A 20,027-nucleotide genomic window follows, 5' to 3' on the forward strand; every position below is an offset into this window, starting at 1 on the left:
AGTCACCTAGGGAAACATTTCGTCACGAACAGCACGCCGGCCTTGTTCCCGCCCGGTTTCTATGCAGTCCGAATCCGCGTCATTTCGGCGAAATATGGCTTAGGAAAGGCTGCCCTTGATTGCGTCATATCTCTCCAGTGCAATCTCTGCCAGGACCTTCGACGGCAGCAACGGATCCGTCACCACATCGGCTCCGGCCTTGAACAGCTGGTCATGGAAATACCCGGTCGCCAGCAGGTAGGACGCGACGAAAACCCGGCCACCCTCCGCGCCGAGTTCGGCACGCAAGGAGGCGACGCCGTCGGGCACGTTCGGCTGGGCGCTGGCACCATAGGCGACCCGGACCGTGTTCGGCAGCAGTTCGGCGAGCAGGCGCGCCTGCTCTTCGGAGTCCACTGACCCGTCCGGAAGTGACGAACCCGCGGCAGCCAGCAGCACGCCGTCGTGATCCTGCAGGCCGGCGGCCCGCAGGCGCGCGGCGAGCAGCTCTGCCAGGCGCGGGTCGGGGCCGATCGGTTTGGCGGCAACTACCTCGGGCCGGCTCTTGATCGCCTTGGGCACGTCCACCTTGATGTGGAAACCGGTGCTGAGCAGGAGCGGCACCACCACGGCCGGGGTCCCCTGCGGCAGGCCCTCCACCACGCCGGACAACTCCGGTTCCTGGACGTCGACGTACGCCTCAAGGACCTGTAGCCCGGGCCGTAGTTCCTCGATGTCGGCCATGACCTGGCGGATGGCAGCCTGGCCCTCGGTGTTGCGGGTTCCGTGGGCACAGGCAATCAAGACGGGGCTGTTCATGGGAGCTAGCGTAACGTTGAGCCAGCACCAGTTGAGAAGCACGTTAAGAAAGAACCGTCCACTTGATTTCCCTTGACATCGTTCTTTTGTGGCTCGACCTCATCGGCGTGTTCTTTTTCGCCGTCTCCGGCTCCCTGTTGGCTGCCCGGAAACAGTTCGACGTGCTCGGTTCCATCCTGCTCGCCTCAATCGCGGCCTTGGGCGGGGGCGTCATCCGCGACATCATCCTCAATACCGCGCCCCCCGTGGCCTTCACCAACCCCGCCTACCTGGCCCCACCGTTGCTGGCCGCCATGCTGGTCTACTACCTGTTTTCATCGGTCCAGCGCTTTACCTCGCTTTTGACACTGTTCGACGCCGGCGGGCTGGCTTTGTTCTGTATCACCGGGACCCTGAAAGCCCTGACCGCGGGGATGAACCCTGTCACCTGCATCCTGTTGGGTGTCACAACGGCCGTGGGTGGCGGTCTCCTGAGGGACATCACCGCCAACGAGATTCCCACCCTCTTCAACAACCGTGACATCTACGCCCTGCCCGCCTTTGTCGGGGCCGGGCTGACCACGCTTTTATGGGACCTGGGGCTCTTCAGCGGGCTGACCGCCTGCCTGATCGCAGGGGTGGTCTTTGCTTTCCGCGTCACGGCGTGGCGGCGCGGTTGGTACGTCCCCCTGGCAGTGCGTGGATGGCACCGCGCCGGGGCGAGTCCGGGGGTCCGCGATTAGCTAGGATGGGAGCATGACTGACATGTTCCTCGAGAAGTTCCGCGCGCTGGTCCCAAAGTATCTCGAGGATGAATGGCAGGAAGAAGACGGCCTGACGCCGGAGGAACTCGATGACGCCCTGTCCGAGCACTCCTTCACCATCCCCCTGGTGCTCCGCGAGTTCTACTTGGCCCTTGGTGGTTGCGAGGACCTCATGGAGGCCTACCACTACTTCTGGGACCCCGAGGAACTCGAAGTCGATGACGAGGGCTTCCTCATGTTCCTCGAGGACGAGGACGAACAGTTCACCTGGGGCTTCCGGGTAGCCGACCTCAGCATCCCGGATCCCATCGTCTACCGCCGCAACAACGCCCGCGGCCAGTGGAAGAGCGAGGAAGGAACGTTCTCCGAGTTCGTCTTCGACATGTTCGACTGGGCGTTTAACGACGAAGACTAGGTTTTCCTGGTTCACAGCCCCCGCGCAGCCCTTGGGTTGGCGGGGGCTGTTTTGTTTGGTGGCGCTGATTCTGGTGGAGGCGTGCCGCCACCACCTACTTTGAATGGGATGTGGGCGGGACACGCCGTTGTAGGGGCCTCCCGGCCACCTTTTGCCCTCAAAGTTGGTGGTGGCGGTACAGGCTTCGCGAAAAATTACGACGGCGGCGGGCCGGCTATGTAGCGGTAGGCGCCGAAGAGGCCAGCCTCCCTGTTTTCCAGGACCTGCAGGACCTCGTCCACCATCCGCTGCGGGTGGTACACGACGTCCGCGTAGTAGTAGTGCAGGCTCAGGCGTCCGCCCCGGATGGAAGCGTTGTTCCGGTAATGGTCCTTTTTCACCTGCTTTGGCTCAAAGTGGGTACTGCCGTCGAGTTCCACAATCAGCCAGTCCTCGATCAAGCAATCCACCTCCCCTACCCCGGGGACATCCGCGTGCATCTGGACCCGCAGGCCTGCCCGGCGGAAGTGGGTGTGGGCGAGCACCTCCAAGAGCGAGTCGGCCCTTGGCAGGACCAAATTCACTAGGGCGCGGAGCTTTCCGTTGCGGTTGCCCTTCATCTTGCTTTCCAGGAACTTGGTGGTCAGCAATGCCTGGCTAACGGCACTCTGCACCATGACCAATGCTTCCAACTCGGGGAGGCATCTCATGGCATGGAGCAGAACGTCAGCAACTCCAGCCACCGGAAGGTAGGGATGATCCGGGTGGATGCACTGGCCGTGGTGGACGATCCGACGCCGGGCCAACCCCGTGGTGCAACTGAGGTGCAGGTCCTTGACATCGTGCAGGGTCCAGAGCCCGTAGAAGCGCGCCGCCGAAACGCACGTCAGCTTCCCGTTGGCTCTGAACGCGGCCACGATATCCGGATCGGCTTCCTTGGACACGTACACACCACGATGGAGTCGACTGATCCGGCCGGACCTGACGGCGTTGGCCAGGCTCCGCCGACTGAACCCTGCGGCGTAGAGGGATGTGGTGGTGGCTGCTCCATGGCGGCTGCGAAGGAAGTTGTTGATGCTCATTCCGACATCATGTTGGCCCCGGCAGGCCTGGCTGGCCCCACCAAATGGGTTATGTGGAAAACCTTCCCGGGCCCCCACCACCCACTTTGAGGGGGTCGACCATGACTTCAGACCCCTTTTTCGGCGTGTCACCCGATGCGGCGGGGCAAAGTGGGTGGATGCGGCACAGCGCCAAATCTGTAAATCGCTGCACACCAGGGAAAAAGCCATTGACGGTCAATGTTGCAAATGTGACAGGGTTGTCATAAGCTATTCACGGATCCACTAAATGCCTCCGGTGGATCTGATGCGAACGGAGATTGTGGTCCCGGTTCGGTGCAGCGTATGACTCGTAACGTTGCAGCGAGCCGGGGCCATTCCTTTTAAGCACCCATATCAAGCCCAGCGCGCGGTAGCCCACGTGCCGCCACCACCCACTTTGAAGCCACCACGGGGAACACGCCGCAAAAACCGGGCTTCCCGCCCCTGTCCATGCCCAAAGTTGGTGGCAGCGGCACACCCAGAGCACAAAAGCAGCAACCCAGGGCCCACAAAAAAGCAGGCACCCAACCCTCAAGGTCGAGTGCCTGCCTGGAGCAAAGGAAAACTAGCTGCTGCGGTCCACCACTGCGTGGGCGAAGTTGGTCAGGGACGCCTTCACAACACCCTCCGGCAGCGGGGCGAGCGCTGCAATGGCCTGGTCCGACCAGTCGCGGGCGATCTTCCAGGACTCGGCCGTGACGGGGTGCTCGCGCAGGCCCGCGACAGCCTCAGCCAGGGCGGAGTCGGAGGACAGGTCGCCATCCACCAGCTCAAGCAACGAAGTAGCCGAGGCATCCCCTGCGGCGGCGTCACGGCGGAGCAGGAGCACGGGCAGGGTGGGCACGCCTTCACGGAGATCGGTGCCAGGAGACTTGCCGGACTTAACCTTCACGCCGGTGACATCGATGACGTCGTCGGCCAGCTGGAAGGCCACGCCAACCTTTTCGCCGTACTCCACGAGCACGTCTTCGAACTCCGGAGCAGCGCCGGCAAAGATTGCACCGAGCTGCCCGGATGCTGCAACCAGGGATCCGGTCTTATCAGCGATCACAGAGAGGTAATGCTCCACGGCGTCTTCGTCTTCGCGGGGACCCACGGTTTCGTGGAGCTGCCCGAGGCACAAGCGCTCGAAGGTCCGGGCCTGGATCCCCAGGGCACGCGAACCGAGCTCGGACACCAGGATGGATGCACGGGCGAAGATGAGGTCACCGGTCAGGATGGCCACGGAGTTACCCCAGACCTCATGGGCTGTAGGAGCACCACGGCGGAAGGGTGCGGAGTCCATGACGTCGTCGTGGTACAGCGTGGCGAGGTGGGTCAGCTCCACGACAACAGCGGCCTGGACAACCTCGGGACGTGAAGCATCACCAAGGTGCGCGCACAGCAGCGTCAGAAGGGGACGGATACGCTTGCCACCGGCTTCCACCAAGTGACGGGACGTAGCGTCAGCCAAAGGGTCGGAGTTGGAGATGGCCTCGCGAAGCTTCTTTTCCACCCGTGCAAGGTTGGTGGTGATGGCTGGGCCGAGCTCGGGATCGCCGGCAATTGCGGCAAATCCGGCGGGCAGCTGGAGGCCCGTCGCGATTGCGGTGGTGTTGGGGGCGGGCTCGTTGGAGTCCGGCAGGCCGTGACCGGCGTGGGTCCAGCTGTGTTCGGCAGAGTTCGTCACGGGTTAACCCTAACTAGTTGGTGCGGAAACCGCGGTCTCGGCCCCTGCCGCCGTCACAGAGCGGGCAGAGGAAGTATTTGAGGTGGGCGGGACAAGCATTTCAAGGACCCTGATCACGCGGTCTTCAAAACCCTTGGCGGAGGAGTCCGTGAGGTTTGCCAGCATGCGGACTACAAAGCGCATCAGCACAGGAATGGGCATACCCGTGCGCAGCGCCAGCTTCATCACGGCGGGCTTGCCGATCAGGAAGGCAAACGCCCTGCCCAGCGTGAAATGCGAACCCCACTGGTCCCGCACGTAGTCCGCGTACCGCGCAAGGTGGGCATCGGCGTCGTGCGTGGCCCAACCGGCCGAAGCTGAACGGGAGGCAGCATCGACAATAAACTCCGCAGCAAACCGGGCCGACTCCATGGCGTAGGAAATGCCCTCACCGTTGAACGGGGAGACCATGCCGCCGGCATCGCCAAGAAGCAGCAGCCCAGGCGAGTAGTGCGGTGTGCGGTTGAAGCCCATCGGCAGCGCGGCTCCACGGATCTCCCCCACCTGGTTCTCCGGCGTGAAGCCCCAATCGGCGGGCATGCCGGCGGTCCATTCGCGCAGGACCTGCTTGTAGTCGAGCTTGCCGAATTCCTTGGAGGAGTTCAGGATGCCCAGGCCCACGTTGGACGTGCCGTCGCCGACCCCGAACACCCAGCCGTAACCGGGCAGCGGCTTGCCGGACTTGCCGGGCAGTTCAAGCCAGCCTTCCATCCAGTCGTCGTCATGCCGCGGCGAGGTGAAGTAGGTGCGCACGGCAACACCCAGCGGGCGGTCGTCGCGCTTGTGCATCCCAAGTGATACGGCAGTCCGCGTCGAATTGCCGTCCGCGGCGAGTACGACGTCGGCATGGAAGTCGCGCTGTTCGCCCGTCTTGCGTCCGGACTCGTCCAGGATGGCGGCGCGTGCGCCGATAACGCGGCCGTCGTCGTCCTGCAGGGCGCCGGTGACACTGTGGCGTTCAAGCACGACGGCGCCCGCTGCCTCCGCGTGGCGGGCCAACGATTCGTCGAAACCGAGGCGGGTGCGGATCAGTCCGTACGTGGGAAAGTCGGAGACTTCCGGCCATGGCAATTCGATGGTGCGGCCACCGGCAATCAGTCGGAGTCCCTTGTTCCGTCGCCAGCCCTCATCCTGGGAATGCGGCAGGCCCAGCTTCTGGATTTCACGGACAGCCCGGGGAGTGAGCCCGTCACCGCACACCTTCTCCCGCGGGAACGACGTCTTCTCCAGCACCGTCACATCGATACCGGCCTGGGCGAGGTAATACGCAGCAGTGGACCCCGCCGGGCCCGCGCCAACTATCAGTACTTTCACGGTGTCCTAAGTCAGCCTGACTGTGCGCCCGTCCGGCGCGGCTTGATCTGGCGGCGCAGCTTGGCCACGGGAACACTTTCGCGGTGCTCGGCGGGCTTCTGCGCACGGTGGACGGCCACGATGCCGCCGCTCAGGTTGCGGTAGGTGACGTCTGTCCAGCCGGCATCGGCCAGCCACTGGGCCAGGTGGTCCTGGTCCGGCCAGGCACGGATGGACTCGGCCAGGTAGACGTAGGCATCCGGGTTGGAGGAGACCTTGGTGGCGATGGCGGGCAAGGCACGCATCAGGTACTCGGTGTACATGGTGCGCCACAGCGGAACCACGGGCTGGGAGAATTCGGCAATGACCAGGCGGCCGCCCGGCTTGGTGACACGGAGCATCTCCTCGAGGGCCTTGCGGGGTTCGTTGACGTTGCGCAGCCCGAAGGAAATGGTGCTCGCGTCAAAGCTGTTGTCCGCGAAGGGCAGGTTGGTGGCGTCGCCGGCAATGAAGTCGATATCCGGACGGCGGCGCTTGCCCACCTTGAGCATGCCGAGCGAGAAGTCGCATGCCACAACATCCACACCGGCGTCGGCGTAGGGTTCGCTGGAGGTGCCCGTTCCGGCAGCGAGGTCCAGCACGCGCTGACCCGGCTTCACATCCATGGCATCGACCACGATCCGGCGCCAGCGGCGCGTCTGCCCCATGGAGAGGACATCGTTCACGACGTCGTATTTCGGGGCGACATCGTCAAACATCGTCGCAACTTCGTCAGGACGCTTTTCCAAGGATGCTCGGTTCACCCTGCAATTGTCTCAGACATTCCCCCGAGTTTGCTTCCCTGTAGAAGTCGGGGCGGGTTCCGGCGGCACCGGGAGTACTGTAGTTGCATCATGACCAGCACGCTCCGCACCTTGACAGTCCCCCTCGATGTTGATTCATCCTCCGGGGGGCTGCCGTCGTTTCTGGTGCGTGACGACGTTCTCTGCTGGTCCCGCCGCGAGGCCGGCCTGGTGGGTTACGGGGAGTTGACCCGGTTCAGCGCCACGGGTCCGGAGCGGTTCCTGGAAGCCGATATCTGGTGGCGGCACCTGATTCTCGAGGCTGACATCACGGACCACGTCGAACTTCCCGGCACCGGCCCCGTCGCCTTCGGCTCGTTCGCCTTTTCCAAGACCTCCCCGCACATTTCGCGGCTGATCCTGCCGGAGCTGGTCATCGGCATCCGGGACGGCCGCGCCTGGGCTACCCGGTTGACCTTCGACGACGGCGACCTCACCGAAGAAGGCGTCCTGGCCGCCGTCGGGCACTGGCTTAAGCCCGGCGACGCGGACGGTGGGGAGCAGGCGGCAGGAGGTCCCGACGTCGGGATGTCACCTGGGGTTGCCGCGCTTGACGGTTCCGCCGGTCGCCTCAGCAGCGGCTCGCTGAGCGAGGCAGCGTGGATGGAAGCTGTTGCCAACGGCGTGGAGGAGATCCGGGCCGGGAAGCTGGAAAAACTGGTGCTCGCCCGGGATGTGGTGGCTACCCTCCCTGAGGGGGTCAACGCGGCCGAGGTCCTGCGGCAGCTCGCCGCCCGGTACCGGGAATGCTGGACCTACGGGGTGGACGGGCTGGTGGGTGCCACACCGGAGATGCTGATCCAGGTTGAGGGCCGCACCGCACAGGCGCGGGTGCTGGCCGGGACGCTGGACCGGCGCGATGCCGAGGGCGTGGACGGCTCCCCCATGGAGTACGCCGAACGGGTCTTGGCGGGATCGGAGAAGCAGCGTCATGAGCACGAGATCGCGATCGACTCGCTGACCCGGCAGCTGGCCCCGTTCTCCGAGGCCATGAACTCGCACAGCGAACCGTTCATCCTGGAGTTGCCCAACGTGTGGCACCTGGCCTCGGACGTCAAAGCCGAGCTGGCTGATATCGAGGGCCACGTACCCACGTGCCTTGCCCTGATCAATGCGCTGCACCCTACCGCCGCCGTGTGCGGAACCCCGACCTTGGTGGCGGGGGCCCTGATCCGGAAACTGGAGCACCTGGACCGCGGGCCCTATGCCGGACCGGTCGGTTGGCTGGATGCAGCCGGCAATGGCGAGTGGGGCATAGCCCTGCGCGGCGCGGTGATCGAGGACGCCAACACGGTTCGGCTTTATGCGGGCTGCGGGATCGTGGAGGGCTCGCAGCCGGAGGCCGAGCTCGCGGAAACGTGGGCCAAATTCCGGCCGATGTTGGAGGCCTTGGGCATCCGGCGCTGAATCCGGGATCCCAGACAGAGACTCCGTAAGGGCCCTTGCATGTTCGGTACAGTAGTTATCCAATAGTGAAACTTCGTTTCCTGTGATGCACATCTCACGTTCGGCGCTACACTAAAACCGACTCAGTTCAGCATCCACTGCAACAAAAGGTAAAAAACATGCAGATCTCCCGTTCGGTTCTGTCCGGTACCAAGATGGCCGCCGTGCTCGCCGCCGGCGCCCTCGCCCTGACCGCCTGTGGTGGCTCCTCCACCCCGGCAGCGTCCTCGGGTTCGGGCCCGCAGCTCATCAACGCCGGCAAGCTGACCGTGTGCTCGGACATCCCCTACGAGCCTTTCGAGTTCCAGAAGGATGGCAAGAACGTCGGCTTCGACATGGACATCGCAGCCGAGGTCGCCAAGGACCTCAAGGCCGAGCTCAACGTGGTGGACAGCTCCTTCGAAGCAATCGAGACCGGCACGGCACTGACCGGCTGCGACGTCTCCATCTCCTCGATCTCCATCACGGACGTGCGCAAGAACGTCATGGACTTCTCCACCCCCTACATGGATGACGACCTGACCCTCGTTGCCACGTCCTCTTCCGGCATCAGCAACCTGGACGGCGCCAAGGGCAAGAAGGTGGGTGTCCAGCAGGCCACCACCGGTGCCCAGTACGCCAAGGACAAGGGCATCGAAGCGCAGCAGTTCGAAGACTCCGGTCTCCTGGTCCAGGCCCTCAAGGCCGGTACCATCGACGCCGCTGTCGGCAACGGCTCCGTGCTGGGCTACGCCATCAAGGACGACTCCAACCTCAAGCGCGTGGAAGACTACGCCACCGGTGAGAAGCTGGGCATCGCCATCAAGAAGGGCAACACCGCCATGGCCGACTCGGTGAACGCCACGCTGAAGCGCATCACGGACGACGGCACCTTGGAGAAGTTCAAGACCACCTGGTTCGGCGAGGCCGCCAAGTAGCCCGGAGCCCGGCTCCCAAGATCCACGCAGGAGGGGCCCCGTAACGATATGTTCTGATGGACAGTTCGTACGGGGCCCCAACTGCGCAACATGAATGTGAGAACACCATGGCAATGACTGCACGTCAACGCGCCAAAGTCAGTCTGTACGTCCAGGCCGGGATCTTCGTTGTGGCCCTGGCCGCCGTAATCCTCGCCGTGGATTGGACGACCGTAGGGAACAGCGTCTTCAACTTCGCCAAGATCGGGCCCATGTTCCCGGGTATCTTCCTGGTCGGCCTCAAGAACACCCTCATCTACACCGCCCTCGGTTTCATCGTGGGACTGTCCGGCGGCCTGCTGCTCGCCCTGATGAAGCTCTCGTCCTTCCCCTTGTACCGGTGGATTGCCACGGGCTACATCGAGTTCTTCCGCGGCGTTCCCGCGCTGCTGGTCTTCATCGCGTTCGGTTACGGCGTGCCGCTGGCCTTCGGGATCCAGTGGGACGTCAACGTGATCGTGATGGTTTCCCTGGGCATGGTGGCCGCCGCCTACATCGCTGAAACCCTCCGCGCCGGCCTGCAGGCCGTGCCCAAGGGCCAGATGGAAGCCGCCCGCTCCCTGGGCATGCCGCATTGGCGGGCCATGATCTCGATCGTGATCCCGCAGGCTTTCAAGATCGTCCTCCCGCCGCTGACCAACGAGATCATCCTGCTGACCAAGGATTCCTCGCTGATCTACGTCCTGGGCCTCACCGCCTCGCAGTACGAACTCACCAAGTTCGGCCGCGACGGCATCTCCAGCCTGGGCGCCGGGTTGACCCCGCTCCTGGTGGCAGGTGCCTTCTACCTGATCATCACCATCCCGTTGAGCCTTTTGGCACGGAAGTTCGAAAGCCGCTCCGCGCGGACCAAGCGATAGGCAGGACTGTCATGAACAACTCGGCTACGGTCCACGCCGCGGGCGTGGACATCAAGGACCTCCGCAAGTCCTACGGCAGCAACGAGGTCCTCAAGGGCATCTCCCTGTCGGTGGAACCCGGCCAGGTGGTGTGCCTGATCGGTCCTTCCGGTTCCGGCAAGTCCACGCTCCTGCGCTGCGTGAACCTCCTGGAGCAGCCCAACGCGGGCGTCATCAAGGTGGGCAACTTCGAGGCCACCGATCCCGACGTTGACCTCAACCGCATGCGCCAGAGCGTGGGGATGGTGTTCCAGCACTTCAACCTGTTCCCGCATTTGAGCGTGCTGGACAACTGCACCATTTCCCAGGTGAAGGTCCTCAAGCGTTCCAAGGCCGAGGCCTCCGATGTTGCCCGCCGCAACCTGGAACGCGTGGGCCTGGGCCATCTGGCCGAGCGCTACCCGGACCAGCTTTCCGGTGGGCAGCAGCAGCGCGTGGCGATCGCCCGTGCGCTGTCCATGGATCCCCAGCTCATGCTGTTCGACGAGCCCACGTCCGCGCTGGACCCTGAGACCGTGGGTGACGTGCTGGCTGTCATGCGCAAGCTGGCCCAGGAGGGCATGACCATGCTCGTGGTCACGCACGAGATGGGCTTTGCCCGCGAGGTCGCAGATCGCGTGGTCTTCATGGATGGCGGCGTGGTAGTGGAGGAGGGCGCGGCCGAGCAGGTCATCAGTGCGCCCACCCAGCCGCGCACCAAGGAGTTCCTGCGCCGTGTCCTGGATCCGACCCACATCGACGTCGTAGAGGACTGATGTGATGTGGGAGGGCACCCGCTCCCCGGATGCTCTCCCACATCCCGACGCGTTCGTGGCATTTCAGGCCGTGAGCACCTGGCCGACCGCGGCGGAGACAGCAGACCTGATCCGGGCGTGCAGTCCGCGCAGGCCCACGCGGTCCACGCGCACCTCCACGATGGTGCGCCCCTTGAGCGGTGCCTTCAGCGCGGCGGCAAGTTCCGCCGTCGTACTTACCACCTGGTGCCCGACGCCGTAAGCCGCCGCGAGTGCCGAAAGGTCCACAGAGTGCGGGGTACCGAAGAGGCGCTCGACGGCGGTGCCGTAGGCCCCCGATTCGTGGACAGCGCCGTGTTCGAGAAGGCCGAAGATCGCCCCTCCTGAGTCATTGAGCACCACGATCCGCAGGTCCGGAACGGGTTCGCCGTGGCCGAGCAGGAGCCCGCCGGCGTCATGGAGGAAGGTCACGTCTCCCACCAGAACGGTGGTTTCGCGTCCGCTGCCGAGGGCGATTCCCGTGGCCGTGGCGAGGGTGCCGTCGATTCCGGCCAGGCCGCGGTTTGCATAGACGGTGGCGATGGGATCCGGGTGCGGCTGGCCGGCGAGGTCCACGTCGCGGATACCGTTCGAAGAACCCAGCACCAGCTTGCCGCGCGCGTGCTCCCACACCGTCGCTCCAACAGACGGGCCCACGGCCGGCTCCCCGGCCAGGATTCCATCCAGTGCGTGTTGCGCGGCGGCCCCCGCCAGCAGCCAGGAGTCCAGCCATTCGGAGGAACCACGCCCTGAAAAAGCGGCCAGCCCGGGCAGGGTGTCCATGGGTTGCTCGCGGCGCCGGCCTGCCTGGTACCACGCCACAGGCACGGGCTCGTAGATGGCGGTTTCCACTGTTTCGCGGGCCAGGAGCGCCGAAACGGGGCGTGACAATGTGGGTCGGCCAAACAGCACCACGCGCTCGATGGGGGTGGCCGATTCCGGACCAAAGTGCTCCAGCAAAATGCGGTACGGGCCCACCGCGTTGGGCCCGAACCGTGCGTTGGAGGACGGTTCAGCGAGCAGCGGCAGCCCATGCGCCCGGGCGAAAGCTTCGGCCACGGGACCGGCGTCGTGCCCTGCCAAAACTACCGTGCGGCGCTCCGGGAGGCTGGTCGGCGCCGGAGCCAGATCCAGTGCCTGGGGTCCGGCGTCGTAATGGAAAACGCTGTGGCCGGAAGCGGCGGGAAGCGTGTCCCCGTGTTCGGGCACCAGCGGGTCGCGGAAGGCGAGGTTCACCTGGACAGGCCCTGGCGGGGTGTCCTCCAGGGCACCGGTTGCCGCGTACAGTGCGGTAGCGGTGGCCCGCTGGGGACTGTCACCGGCGGCGACATCGACGGCGAACCGCACGTGCTCGCCGAAAAGGTCCAGTTGGGTGGTGGTTTGGTTGGCGCCGGTTCCGTGAAGCTCCTCCGGCCGGTCAGCCGACACGACGATCAGCGGCACAGCGGCATGATTGGCTTCCATCACGGCGGGCAGCAGGTTCCCGACGGCGGTACCCGAGGTGGTCACGACCGCTGCCGGCGCTTCGGTCGCCAAGGCAAGGCCCAACGCGGTGAATCCCGCGTCGCGTTCGTCGATCCGGACGTGGAGGAGGACCTTGCCGGCGGCTTCGGCTTCCGCCAGTGCGTAGGCCAGGGGCGCGGACCGGGAACCTGGCGCGACCACCACATGGCGGACACCCCCATCGAGCAGGGCTGCGACCGCTACCCGGGCGGCGCCGATGGATGTCAAAGAGTCCTGGGAAGTCACCGTCCCAGTCTATTGGCGCCGAAGGGCCGCAAAAGGTGAGAGAGCGTCCGCGTGAAGAGGGTCATAGGCGAGAGAGCGCCCGTCCCTCTCTCACCTAAGGCCCCTTAAAGCGAAACGCTCTTCCACCCCCGGGGAAAGGAAGAGCGTTTCGGGACAAATCTACTTGCGGAACACCTGGATCACCGAAGGACGCGGTGCACTGACTGTTCCCGGGGCCGGGGTCTGGCCGGGCAGCACGTAGTCCGGGAAGTAGGAGTTCTGGGCAGCGAAGGAGCCGTCCTCCCCCGGGTGCTGGACTGCCACAAATACAGTGCGCTCTTCGTCGTGGATGATCGGCCCACAGGTTTCGGCATCGCGCGGAACCGCCAGGAACTGCTCCACCTTGCCGCGCTCGGGGCCGTCGAGGGTGACCTTGAAGAGGCCGTCAGCGTATCCGATGGAGGACGGTGCGCCGTCGGTGGAAATCCAGAGGTTGCCCACGGAGTCGAAAGCGACGTTGTCCGGGCAGGAAATCGGGGAAACCTTGTCGGCGGGGAACCCGGAGAAGTAGGTGGAGGTGTTCTTGGCGGGATCACCGGCCACCAGCAGGAGGGTCCAGTTGAACTTGGTCCCCACCTGGTCCGGTCCCTCGGTGATCTCCACGATGTGTCCGTCGCGGTTGAGCGTGCGGGGGTTGACCTCCGTGGCGCCTTCCTTGCCGGTCTTGCCACGGTCCGAGTTGTTGGTGCAGGCAACATAGACCTTGCCGGTGTGCGGGTTCGGCTCAACGTCTTCGCAACGGTCCATCTTGGTGGGGCCGACCTGGTCGGCAGCCAGGCGGGTGTAGACCAGCACATCAGCCACGGACATACCGGGGACAGCAGACTCGCCGTTCACTACCAGCGGCAGCCATTCGCCGGTGCCGTCGAAAGCGCCGTCGGCGGGCAGTTTGCCGGTGCCATCGATCTCGGCCTGCGGGGAGTCGCCGGTAAAGCGTGCCACGTAGAGATCGCCCTCGGAAAGCAGGTTCATGTTGTTCTTGCGAGCTTCCGCCGAGTCACCAGGCTGGTAGGTGCCCTTGGAGACGAACTTGTAGAGGTAGTCGAAGCGCTCGTCGTCGCCCATGTAGGCCACAACGCGGCCGTTCGGAGCGACAATCACGTTGGCACCCTCATGCTTGAAACGGCCCATGGCGGAGTGCTTCTTGGGAGTGGACGTGGGGTCGAAGGGATCCACTTCCACGATCCAGCCGAACCGGTTGGCCTCGTTGGCGTAGCCGGAGTTGCGGGTGTTGAAGCGGTCTTCGTCCAGTTCCCACTGACGGCTGGTGGCCTTGTCCGTGAGGCCATAACGCTTGTCGGCGGCGCTGGTACCGGCGGCGGTGAAGTAGCCGTTGAAGTTTTCCTCGCCGGAGAGGATGGTGCCCCACGGGGTGGTGCCGCCGGCGCAGTTGCCCAGCGTGCCCTTGATCCAGCGGCCGGCAGGATCGTCAATGGTCTTGACCAGGTTGCTGCCGGCGGCGGGACCGGTCAGCTCGTAGACGGTGTCCGTGAGGAAGCGGCGGTTAAGGGGTGCTCCCTGGACGTAGCTCCACGGCTTGTTCTTGTTCTTGCGCTCGAGTTCCACTACAGCCAGACCGTGGCCTGCGCGTCCGATGGCCCGTGCCTCCGCGGCATCGAAGTCCTTCGGCAGCATGATGTTCTCGTTGGTGTACTCGTGGTTGGCGAAGAGCACTGCACGACGGTCCTTGGAACCCGGGATGGGGAGGATGTCCGTGTAGTCATTGTTGTACCCGAACTGGCGTGCCTGTGCGGCGGCGGTCTGGTTGTTCAGGTCGAATGCCGGTGAGTCGGCGAACAGCGGATCACCCCAGCGGATCACCGGCTTCCAGTCGAAGCCTTCCGGAACAGTGAAAGCATCCACGGATGCGTCTACCGGCTTGATGGCCGTGAACTGGAGCTTGGACTTCGCGAAGCCCGTCTTTGCGGCGTTGGAGAGGCCCTGGCCGCCGTCGGCCACAGCAGTTTCGGATCCGGTCACCGCACCGCCAAGGACGATTGCCAGGGCACCGGCGGCGCCGAGCCCCAAAGCGGCTCGGCGGGACATGGCGGTGGATGCAATGTCGCGGAAGTAACCGTTGGCGCTGGTGTTGCAGACGTCTCCAGCGCAGGCGTTGTCGCACTTCAGGGCGCAGGTGACGGCGCTGCGCTTGCCCTTGGTGTGACCGAGCATGGGCAGCAGCGGGAACGTGCGGCCGGTGGTTTCAGACATGGGTGACCTTCCAGGGGGTGTAAACGTTTCACGCCGAGCTTTGCAGCGGAAACCGAATCCGAGAGGGCCCTCTGGTTAAGAGTTGGTGAACAAACCTTGCCCGGAAGATGCCAGGACCGCGTGGACCCTGCGAAGGCGTTCCAGCCACCAGTGGCGACGTTCCCCCGGCGCGGCAAACTGCTCAAGCAGCCCCTGATCGGCAACGGCCTCACGGGGCCGGATGCCGCCGTCGTGCGCTGTGAGGGGGTCCCGCGTGATGTCCGACGCAAACAGCGACACGGTGCCCAGACCGCAGGCGTAGGGCAGTTCCGGCAGGGCGGCTGCGAGCGCCAGCCCGGCCCTGATGCCGACGGACGTGTCCAGTGCGGAACTCACGACGGCGGGAAGGCCGGCTTGGGCGACGATGTCCAGAGCCCGTGCCACTCCCCCGAGGGGCGCGACTTTGACCACGATCAGGTCCGCAGCCCCGGCCCTGGCGACGCGCAGGGGGTCGTCCTCCTTGCGGACGCTCTCGTCGGCGGCGATCAACACCGGGGTGCCTGCCGCAGCCAGGCGCCGCCTGACCTCAGCGAGTCCTTCTATCTCCGGAACGGGCTGTTCGGCGTATTCCAGGCCCACGGCGGAGAGCTTTCCCAGTGCATGCACGGCTTGCGGAATGTCCCAGCCCCCGTTGGCGTCAACCCGGACAGCGGCCTCGGGCAAGGCTTCCCGCACGGCGTGGACGCGGGCGAGATCGTCAGCTAGATCCTGTCCTTTCTCCGCTACCTTCACCTTGACGGCGTCCACCCGCCCGAACCGGGAGAGAACCTCCGTGACGCGATCGGCGGTAACCGCAGGCACCGTGGCGTTGACGGGGATGACATCACGAAGGGCGGCCGGGAATCCCTGCCATCCCGCTTCCACGGCCGACGCCAACCAGCGGGAGGCCTCCGCATCCCCGTACTCCGGGAACGGACAGAACTCACCCCACCCAACAGGGCCCTTGAGCAGGAGTGTTTCGCGTTCCATGATGCCGCGGAATTTCACCCGCATGGGGAGCCGCACCACGTGGGCGGAGTCCAGCAGGTCTTCAAGTGGGGGAAGCGCAAGCACCATAGCCCCAACTGTACCGGCGGCCAATCAGCTCATTTCCGGGCCAATGTGGCTATGTGGACAACTACCCCGCCCAGAACTTCCGGATCCGTGCCAGGCCGCTTCCAACCACCTCACTGGCCAGCACCACGGAGCTCTCGTCCACACCCACGGTGTCCCATTTGGCCACCACCTGGCAGTCACCATCGACCGGGAGCGGCCACAGCCAGTACCGCGCCTTGACCTCCACCGAGTGGTCGCCGCCGTTCGCCCCGCCGCCCCCAACCGGGACCAACACGGGCCCAGCTATATCAACATCCTCGAACATCGGAGGCACGGGCTGCGACGCGACAGCCCTGCGGCCATCCGGGTAGGCGACACCGATCAGGAAGCCGGCCCCGTCAGAGGCACCGGGCCGCTGGAAGACCTGCTCCATGACATCGCGCCACTCGCGGTCCGTCTCTTGCCCCCGGCGCACAACCCCCATCAGCTCCAGGACGCAGCCGGTGGAATAGACCTCCACGGATTTCAAGGCCACGACCGCCCGTTGACTGGAGTGGATGAACTCACCGATGTGGGCAACCCCGGGGAGCTCGTCCGACGGCGGCCCCGCCCAGCCGGGCCGGATGGGCTGTGGCTGACGCGGCCGGGCGGGAGGCTCGGGGAGGTCGTCGAAGAAGGTCATGATTCATCCTTGCACCGCCACGGTTCTTCCGGGAGGGCTGCGCATAAACATCCGCGCTATTCTCAAAACCACGACTCAATTCAGGGGAATCATGACTTACGCACCACACGGCTCCGCCACACCTCCGGGCTGGTACCCGGATCCCGCCTTCCCGCAGCAGCTGCGCTGGTGGGACGGTGTGCAATGGACTCCGCACCTGGCACCGTTCGCGGGCCAGTTCATGGGACAGTCACTGCAGGTACCGCGTGTGCCCATCAGTAACCAGACGCCGGTGTTCAACACCTTCATTTGGGCCTTGACATTGCTGCCACTGGTTCCGGTCCTGTTGCTTTTGACGTGGCAGCCCGAGTTCCGCCTCATCACCACGCGGCAGGGCGCCACCACCCTGGACCCGCTATCCATCTACTCAGGCGGGTACATCGCCTTGCAGATCTCCGGCTTTTTGGTGTGGGCCGTGGGCATCCTGTGCGCCTATATGGACCATCAGCGGCTCACCCGTTCAGGGGTGATCCGCCCCTTCCATTGGGCCTGGTGTTTCCTGAGCCCCATGGTCTACATCATTGGCCGGACCGTGGTGGTCCGTAAGGTGGCCCCGGACCGGGGACTTGCGCCCATATGGGCGATGATCGGAGTCGTGGTCGTGTCCTTCATCGTGACGGGCGTCTGGATGACCAACTTCATGTCCCGGATCTACTCGCAGATCGGTTACTCGGTCAGCGCGTAACGCCTGGAACCGCACAACCCTCACACGCGTTAGGTAGACTGCTGACTAATTCCGCTGAAAGGACGCTCCCATGAACCGCAAGGCCACTGCCCTGGACGTCGCCAAGAGGGCGGGCGTTTCCAGGAGTGCGGTCTCGCTGGTGCTCAATGGGCGCGGGGACGGGAATGTGGCCAAGGACAGCCAGGAACGCATCCGGCAGGCCGCGCAGGAGTTGAACTACACACCCAACGCGATCGCACTGAGTCTGCGGAACCAGCGCTCGCGTGTGATCGGCATCGTATCCGACGAGGTAGTGGTCAGCCCGTTCGACGGCAACATCATCGGCGGCGCTGACGACATCGCCCGCAGCCGGGGGTTCGTGACCGTGGTCATGGATACCGAACTCGACGCCGCCCGGGATGCGAGCGCCATTGAAACTCTGCTGGACCGCCAAGTAGACGGCCTCATGTACGTGACGGTGGGCTTGAAGCCGCTGGATGTTCCGCAGGGGATGCTGCGGGTTCCGTCCGTCCTGGCCAACTGCTACGACAGCCACATCCAGCCGCGGCTTCACCACGTGATTCCGGATGAGGTGGGCGGCGGCCGTGAGGCAACCCGGCACCTGCTACAGCTTGGACACCGGGACATCGCGCTCCTGGCCGGTTCGGCGGACTCACCGGCGGCGCCCCTGCGCGTGCAGGGCTACCGTGAGGCGCTGACAGCAGCTTCGGTCCCGATCAGGGAGGACCGGATTACCAATGCCGGCTGGGACATCGATGCCGGCTTCCACGGCGCCATGAAATTGCTCGCCGGCGTGTCCCCGGCAGAGCGTCCAACGGCCATTATGTGCGCCAATGACCGCCTGGCGGTGGGCGTGGCACTTGCCGCCGCGCGCTTGGGCTTGAGCATCCCGGCCGACCTGTCCGTGATGGGCTACGACGACGAAGCCCGCATCGCCGACACCATGGTCCCCGCCCTCACCACCATGGCCCTGCCGCTGAGGGACATTGGCCGTGCGGCGATGACGTCGCTGCTGGATTCCATCGAGGACGGCACAAGTACGACGGCGGCACTCGCCGCGGAGACGATGGTCCCCTGCCGCTTGGTCTTGCGTGAGTCGACGGGTCCAGCACCGCGCTGACCCGCCCTGCCAGGCAGGCCTCCCCGGAGGGAGGCCCCGACCTGGGCAAGCTTCAGACGTCGCCGAGTGTCCTGCGGGGCACTCAGGCGGGCAGGGCCAACTCCCACACATCGGCCGTCGCTCCCGGAGGAACATCAAGAGTCCAGTATTCGCCGGGCGCGGGGTAGGCACGGAGGGTTGTCGCCACGGAGTTGGACGCGTACACCTCCACCAATGAGGCATCCAGGAAGATCCGGAGTTCCTCCCCTGCGGCGAGCTCTCCCCTGTAGACCACCTGACGGTCCCTCCCGGAGCCAAGGACCAGCTCAACTGGACCGGCAGCGCCGGCCACCAACACCTCCGCGAACTCCGGTACAGCCACCGAACCGGACGCCCCGGAAGCCACCAACGCGCCACGGTACGCGGAGACCTCCGGCACAGGAGTAACAACCAGCGCCCCGTCGACCACCGACAGAACCCGGGGATGCGTCAACACACCCGACCACCCGGCGTCGTCGATTTCCGCCTGGGTGCGGCCCCGGCGGCCGTCACGTCCGGGACCTTCGTTGGCCCAACCGAAGAGCAAGGCCGAAGGTGAAGCCCCGGAGGAGAGCTGCACCATCTGCGGTGCATAGAAGTCGCGGCCAAGGTCTGACTTTCCGCCACTTTCAGGAGTAAACACCGGCAGCCCGGTCTCGGGATGCGCGGACAGGGATCCGATCAGGTGGCCCACACCATTGGCGTGTTCGTGGTCGTCGCCGGAGAGCCACAGGGAGAACATCATGACCCACTGGGAGCCGGAACCGGAGGGAACCTGAACCAGTTGCGGGCATTCCCAGATCTCGGCCGGCGTGTGCTCGGCTGCGACAGGGTTGGCCGTGGTGAGCCAGATCCCCTGGTACTTCCAGTCGTCAAGTGACTCCACCGTGTACAACAGCAAGGCTGCGCGCCCGTCGGCCAGTCCGGCACCCTGCATGGCGTAGCGGGTCCCGTTGAAGTGGAAGATAAAGGGGTCGCGCACAGCGGTAACCAGAGGATCGGAGGGCATGGAGGCGGCGACGTGTCCGTTCTGCTCCCACGTCACGAGGTCGGAGGACCCCCTGGCGATCACCACTTGGGAGTGGCCGCCGTGGTCCTGCACGCCGGAGTAGGCGGCCGTGGGCACATCGCCGTCCAGCGTGACCACGCCCGTCCAGCACCCGGCAGAGTCCGGCCCGCCTGCCTGGGGAACGAGTGCCACCGGGTGTTCTTCCCAGCGGACCAGGTCCGGGGAGCTCACATGACCCCACTGGATCTGGTGGTGCCGGGCGGACAACGGGTTGTACTGGAAGAACACGTGGTAACGGCCGTTGATGTAGCTGATGCCGTTGGGATCGTTGATCCACCCTTGCGCCGGCCGTGGGTGGAACCGCGGGAATGCCGGGTCCGGGTGCACAGCGGCGCGGGCGAGGGAGGAAACAACTGCGAGATCCGTCATTGGAACCCTTTCAAAGG

General features: G+C 65.1%; 18 protein-coding genes. 8 read left to right on the forward strand and 10 right to left on the reverse strand.

Going from position 1 to position 20,027, the window contains the following annotated elements; translation table 11 throughout:
- Nucleotides 1-99: 99 nt before the first annotated feature.
- Nucleotides 100-798 (reverse strand): sirohydrochlorin chelatase, encoded by a 699-nt coding sequence (locus tag ACUYMZ_RS15840; RefSeq protein ID WP_481604362.1) that lies wholly within the window; start codon nucleotides 796-798, stop codon nucleotides 100-102.
- A gap of 62 nt (nucleotides 799-860) precedes the next feature.
- On the opposite strand from ACUYMZ_RS15840, the gene ACUYMZ_RS15845 reads away from it, so the two are divergent.
- A complete protein-coding gene (locus ACUYMZ_RS15845; RefSeq protein WP_481604364.1) occupies nucleotides 861-1,520 on the forward strand; it encodes a trimeric intracellular cation channel family protein in 660 nt (219 codons plus the stop codon).
- A gap of 13 nt (nucleotides 1,521-1,533) precedes the next feature.
- On the forward strand, nucleotides 1,534-1,956 hold the full coding sequence (locus ACUYMZ_RS15850) for a hypothetical protein (protein WP_426003779.1): 423 nt from the start codon (nucleotides 1,534-1,536) through the stop codon (nucleotides 1,954-1,956).
- Nucleotides 1,957-2,150: 194 nt separating this feature from the next.
- Here ACUYMZ_RS15850 and ACUYMZ_RS15855 read toward each other — a convergent pair whose 3' ends face one another.
- The 4 genes from ACUYMZ_RS15855 to ACUYMZ_RS15870 form a co-directional block, all read right to left on the reverse strand.
- A complete protein-coding gene (locus ACUYMZ_RS15855) occupies nucleotides 2,151-3,017 on the reverse strand; it encodes an endonuclease domain-containing protein (protein WP_481604366.1) in 867 nt (288 codons plus the stop codon).
- Nucleotides 3,018-3,603: 586 nt separating this feature from the next.
- On the reverse strand, nucleotides 3,604-4,707 hold the full coding sequence (locus ACUYMZ_RS15860) for a polyprenyl synthetase family protein (protein ID WP_481604368.1): 1,104 nt from the start codon (nucleotides 4,705-4,707) through the stop codon (nucleotides 3,604-3,606).
- A gap of 9 nt (nucleotides 4,708-4,716) precedes the next feature.
- The gene (locus tag ACUYMZ_RS15865; RefSeq protein ID WP_481604370.1) at nucleotides 4,717-6,060 is read right to left on the reverse strand and encodes a geranylgeranyl reductase family protein; all 1,344 of its coding nucleotides are present in this window, start codon (nucleotides 6,058-6,060) and stop codon (nucleotides 4,717-4,719) included.
- A gap of 11 nt (nucleotides 6,061-6,071) precedes the next feature.
- On the reverse strand, nucleotides 6,072-6,842 hold the full coding sequence (locus ACUYMZ_RS15870; RefSeq protein ID WP_426003783.1) for a demethylmenaquinone methyltransferase: 771 nt from the start codon (nucleotides 6,840-6,842) through the stop codon (nucleotides 6,072-6,074).
- A gap of 90 nt (nucleotides 6,843-6,932) precedes the next feature.
- Here ACUYMZ_RS15870 and ACUYMZ_RS15875 point away from each other — a divergent pair, with 90 nt between their 5' ends.
- From ACUYMZ_RS15875 to ACUYMZ_RS15890, 4 genes are all read left to right on the forward strand, one after another.
- Nucleotides 6,933-8,288: an isochorismate synthase gene (locus ACUYMZ_RS15875; protein WP_481604372.1), complete on the forward strand. Its 1,356-nt coding sequence runs from the start codon at nucleotides 6,933-6,935 to the stop codon at nucleotides 8,286-8,288.
- A gap of 158 nt (nucleotides 8,289-8,446) precedes the next feature.
- On the forward strand, nucleotides 8,447-9,244 hold the full coding sequence (locus tag ACUYMZ_RS15880) for an ABC transporter substrate-binding protein (protein ID WP_426003785.1): 798 nt from the start codon (nucleotides 8,447-8,449) through the stop codon (nucleotides 9,242-9,244).
- A 107-nt stretch (nucleotides 9,245-9,351) separates the two neighbouring features.
- The gene (locus ACUYMZ_RS15885; RefSeq protein WP_426003786.1) at nucleotides 9,352-10,143 is read left to right on the forward strand and encodes an amino acid ABC transporter permease; all 792 of its coding nucleotides are present in this window, start codon (nucleotides 9,352-9,354) and stop codon (nucleotides 10,141-10,143) included.
- A gap of 11 nt (nucleotides 10,144-10,154) precedes the next feature.
- On the forward strand, nucleotides 10,155-10,937 hold the full coding sequence (locus ACUYMZ_RS15890; protein ID WP_426003787.1) for an amino acid ABC transporter ATP-binding protein: 783 nt from the start codon (nucleotides 10,155-10,157) through the stop codon (nucleotides 10,935-10,937).
- 63 nt (nucleotides 10,938-11,000) lie between these two features.
- On the opposite strand, the gene menD is transcribed toward ACUYMZ_RS15890, so the two are convergent.
- The 4 genes from menD to ACUYMZ_RS15910 form a co-directional block, all read right to left on the reverse strand.
- The gene (gene menD, locus ACUYMZ_RS15895) at nucleotides 11,001-12,704 is read right to left on the reverse strand and encodes a 2-succinyl-5-enolpyruvyl-6-hydroxy-3-cyclohexene-1-carboxylic-acid synthase (protein WP_426003788.1); all 1,704 of its coding nucleotides are present in this window, start codon (nucleotides 12,702-12,704) and stop codon (nucleotides 11,001-11,003) included.
- Between the two features lie 159 nt (nucleotides 12,705-12,863).
- A complete protein-coding gene (locus ACUYMZ_RS15900; RefSeq protein WP_481604375.1) occupies nucleotides 12,864-14,954 on the reverse strand; it encodes a PhoX family protein in 2,091 nt (696 codons plus the stop codon).
- A 75-nt stretch (nucleotides 14,955-15,029) separates the two neighbouring features.
- A complete protein-coding gene (locus ACUYMZ_RS15905) occupies nucleotides 15,030-16,049 on the reverse strand; it encodes an o-succinylbenzoate synthase (protein WP_481604377.1) in 1,020 nt (339 codons plus the stop codon).
- A 61-nt stretch (nucleotides 16,050-16,110) separates the two neighbouring features.
- Nucleotides 16,111-16,710 carry a hypothetical protein gene (locus ACUYMZ_RS15910; RefSeq protein ID WP_481604379.1) on the reverse strand — a complete coding sequence of 200 codons (600 nt, stop codon included), beginning with the start codon at nucleotides 16,708-16,710 and terminating at the stop codon, nucleotides 16,111-16,113.
- A 91-nt stretch (nucleotides 16,711-16,801) separates the two neighbouring features.
- On the opposite strand from ACUYMZ_RS15910, the gene ACUYMZ_RS15915 reads away from it, so the two are divergent.
- Both ACUYMZ_RS15915 and ACUYMZ_RS15920 read left to right on the forward strand, forming a co-directional pair.
- Entirely contained in the window at nucleotides 16,802-17,434 is a 633-nt protein-coding gene (locus ACUYMZ_RS15915; RefSeq protein ID WP_481604382.1) for a DUF2510 domain-containing protein, read from the forward strand.
- Nucleotides 17,435-17,504: 70 nt separating this feature from the next.
- Complete coding sequence (locus ACUYMZ_RS15920; RefSeq protein WP_481604384.1) at nucleotides 17,505-18,554, forward strand: LacI family DNA-binding transcriptional regulator; 1,050 nt, start codon at nucleotides 17,505-17,507, stop codon at nucleotides 18,552-18,554.
- Nucleotides 18,555-18,636: 82 nt separating this feature from the next.
- On the opposite strand, the gene ACUYMZ_RS15925 is transcribed toward ACUYMZ_RS15920, so the two are convergent.
- Nucleotides 18,637-20,010 (reverse strand): glycoside hydrolase family 32 protein, encoded by a 1,374-nt coding sequence (locus ACUYMZ_RS15925; protein WP_481604386.1) that lies wholly within the window; start codon nucleotides 20,008-20,010, stop codon nucleotides 18,637-18,639.
- Nucleotides 20,011-20,027 lie beyond the last annotated feature (17 nt).

It is taken from the genome of Arthrobacter sp. T572, from assembly GCF_056780115.1.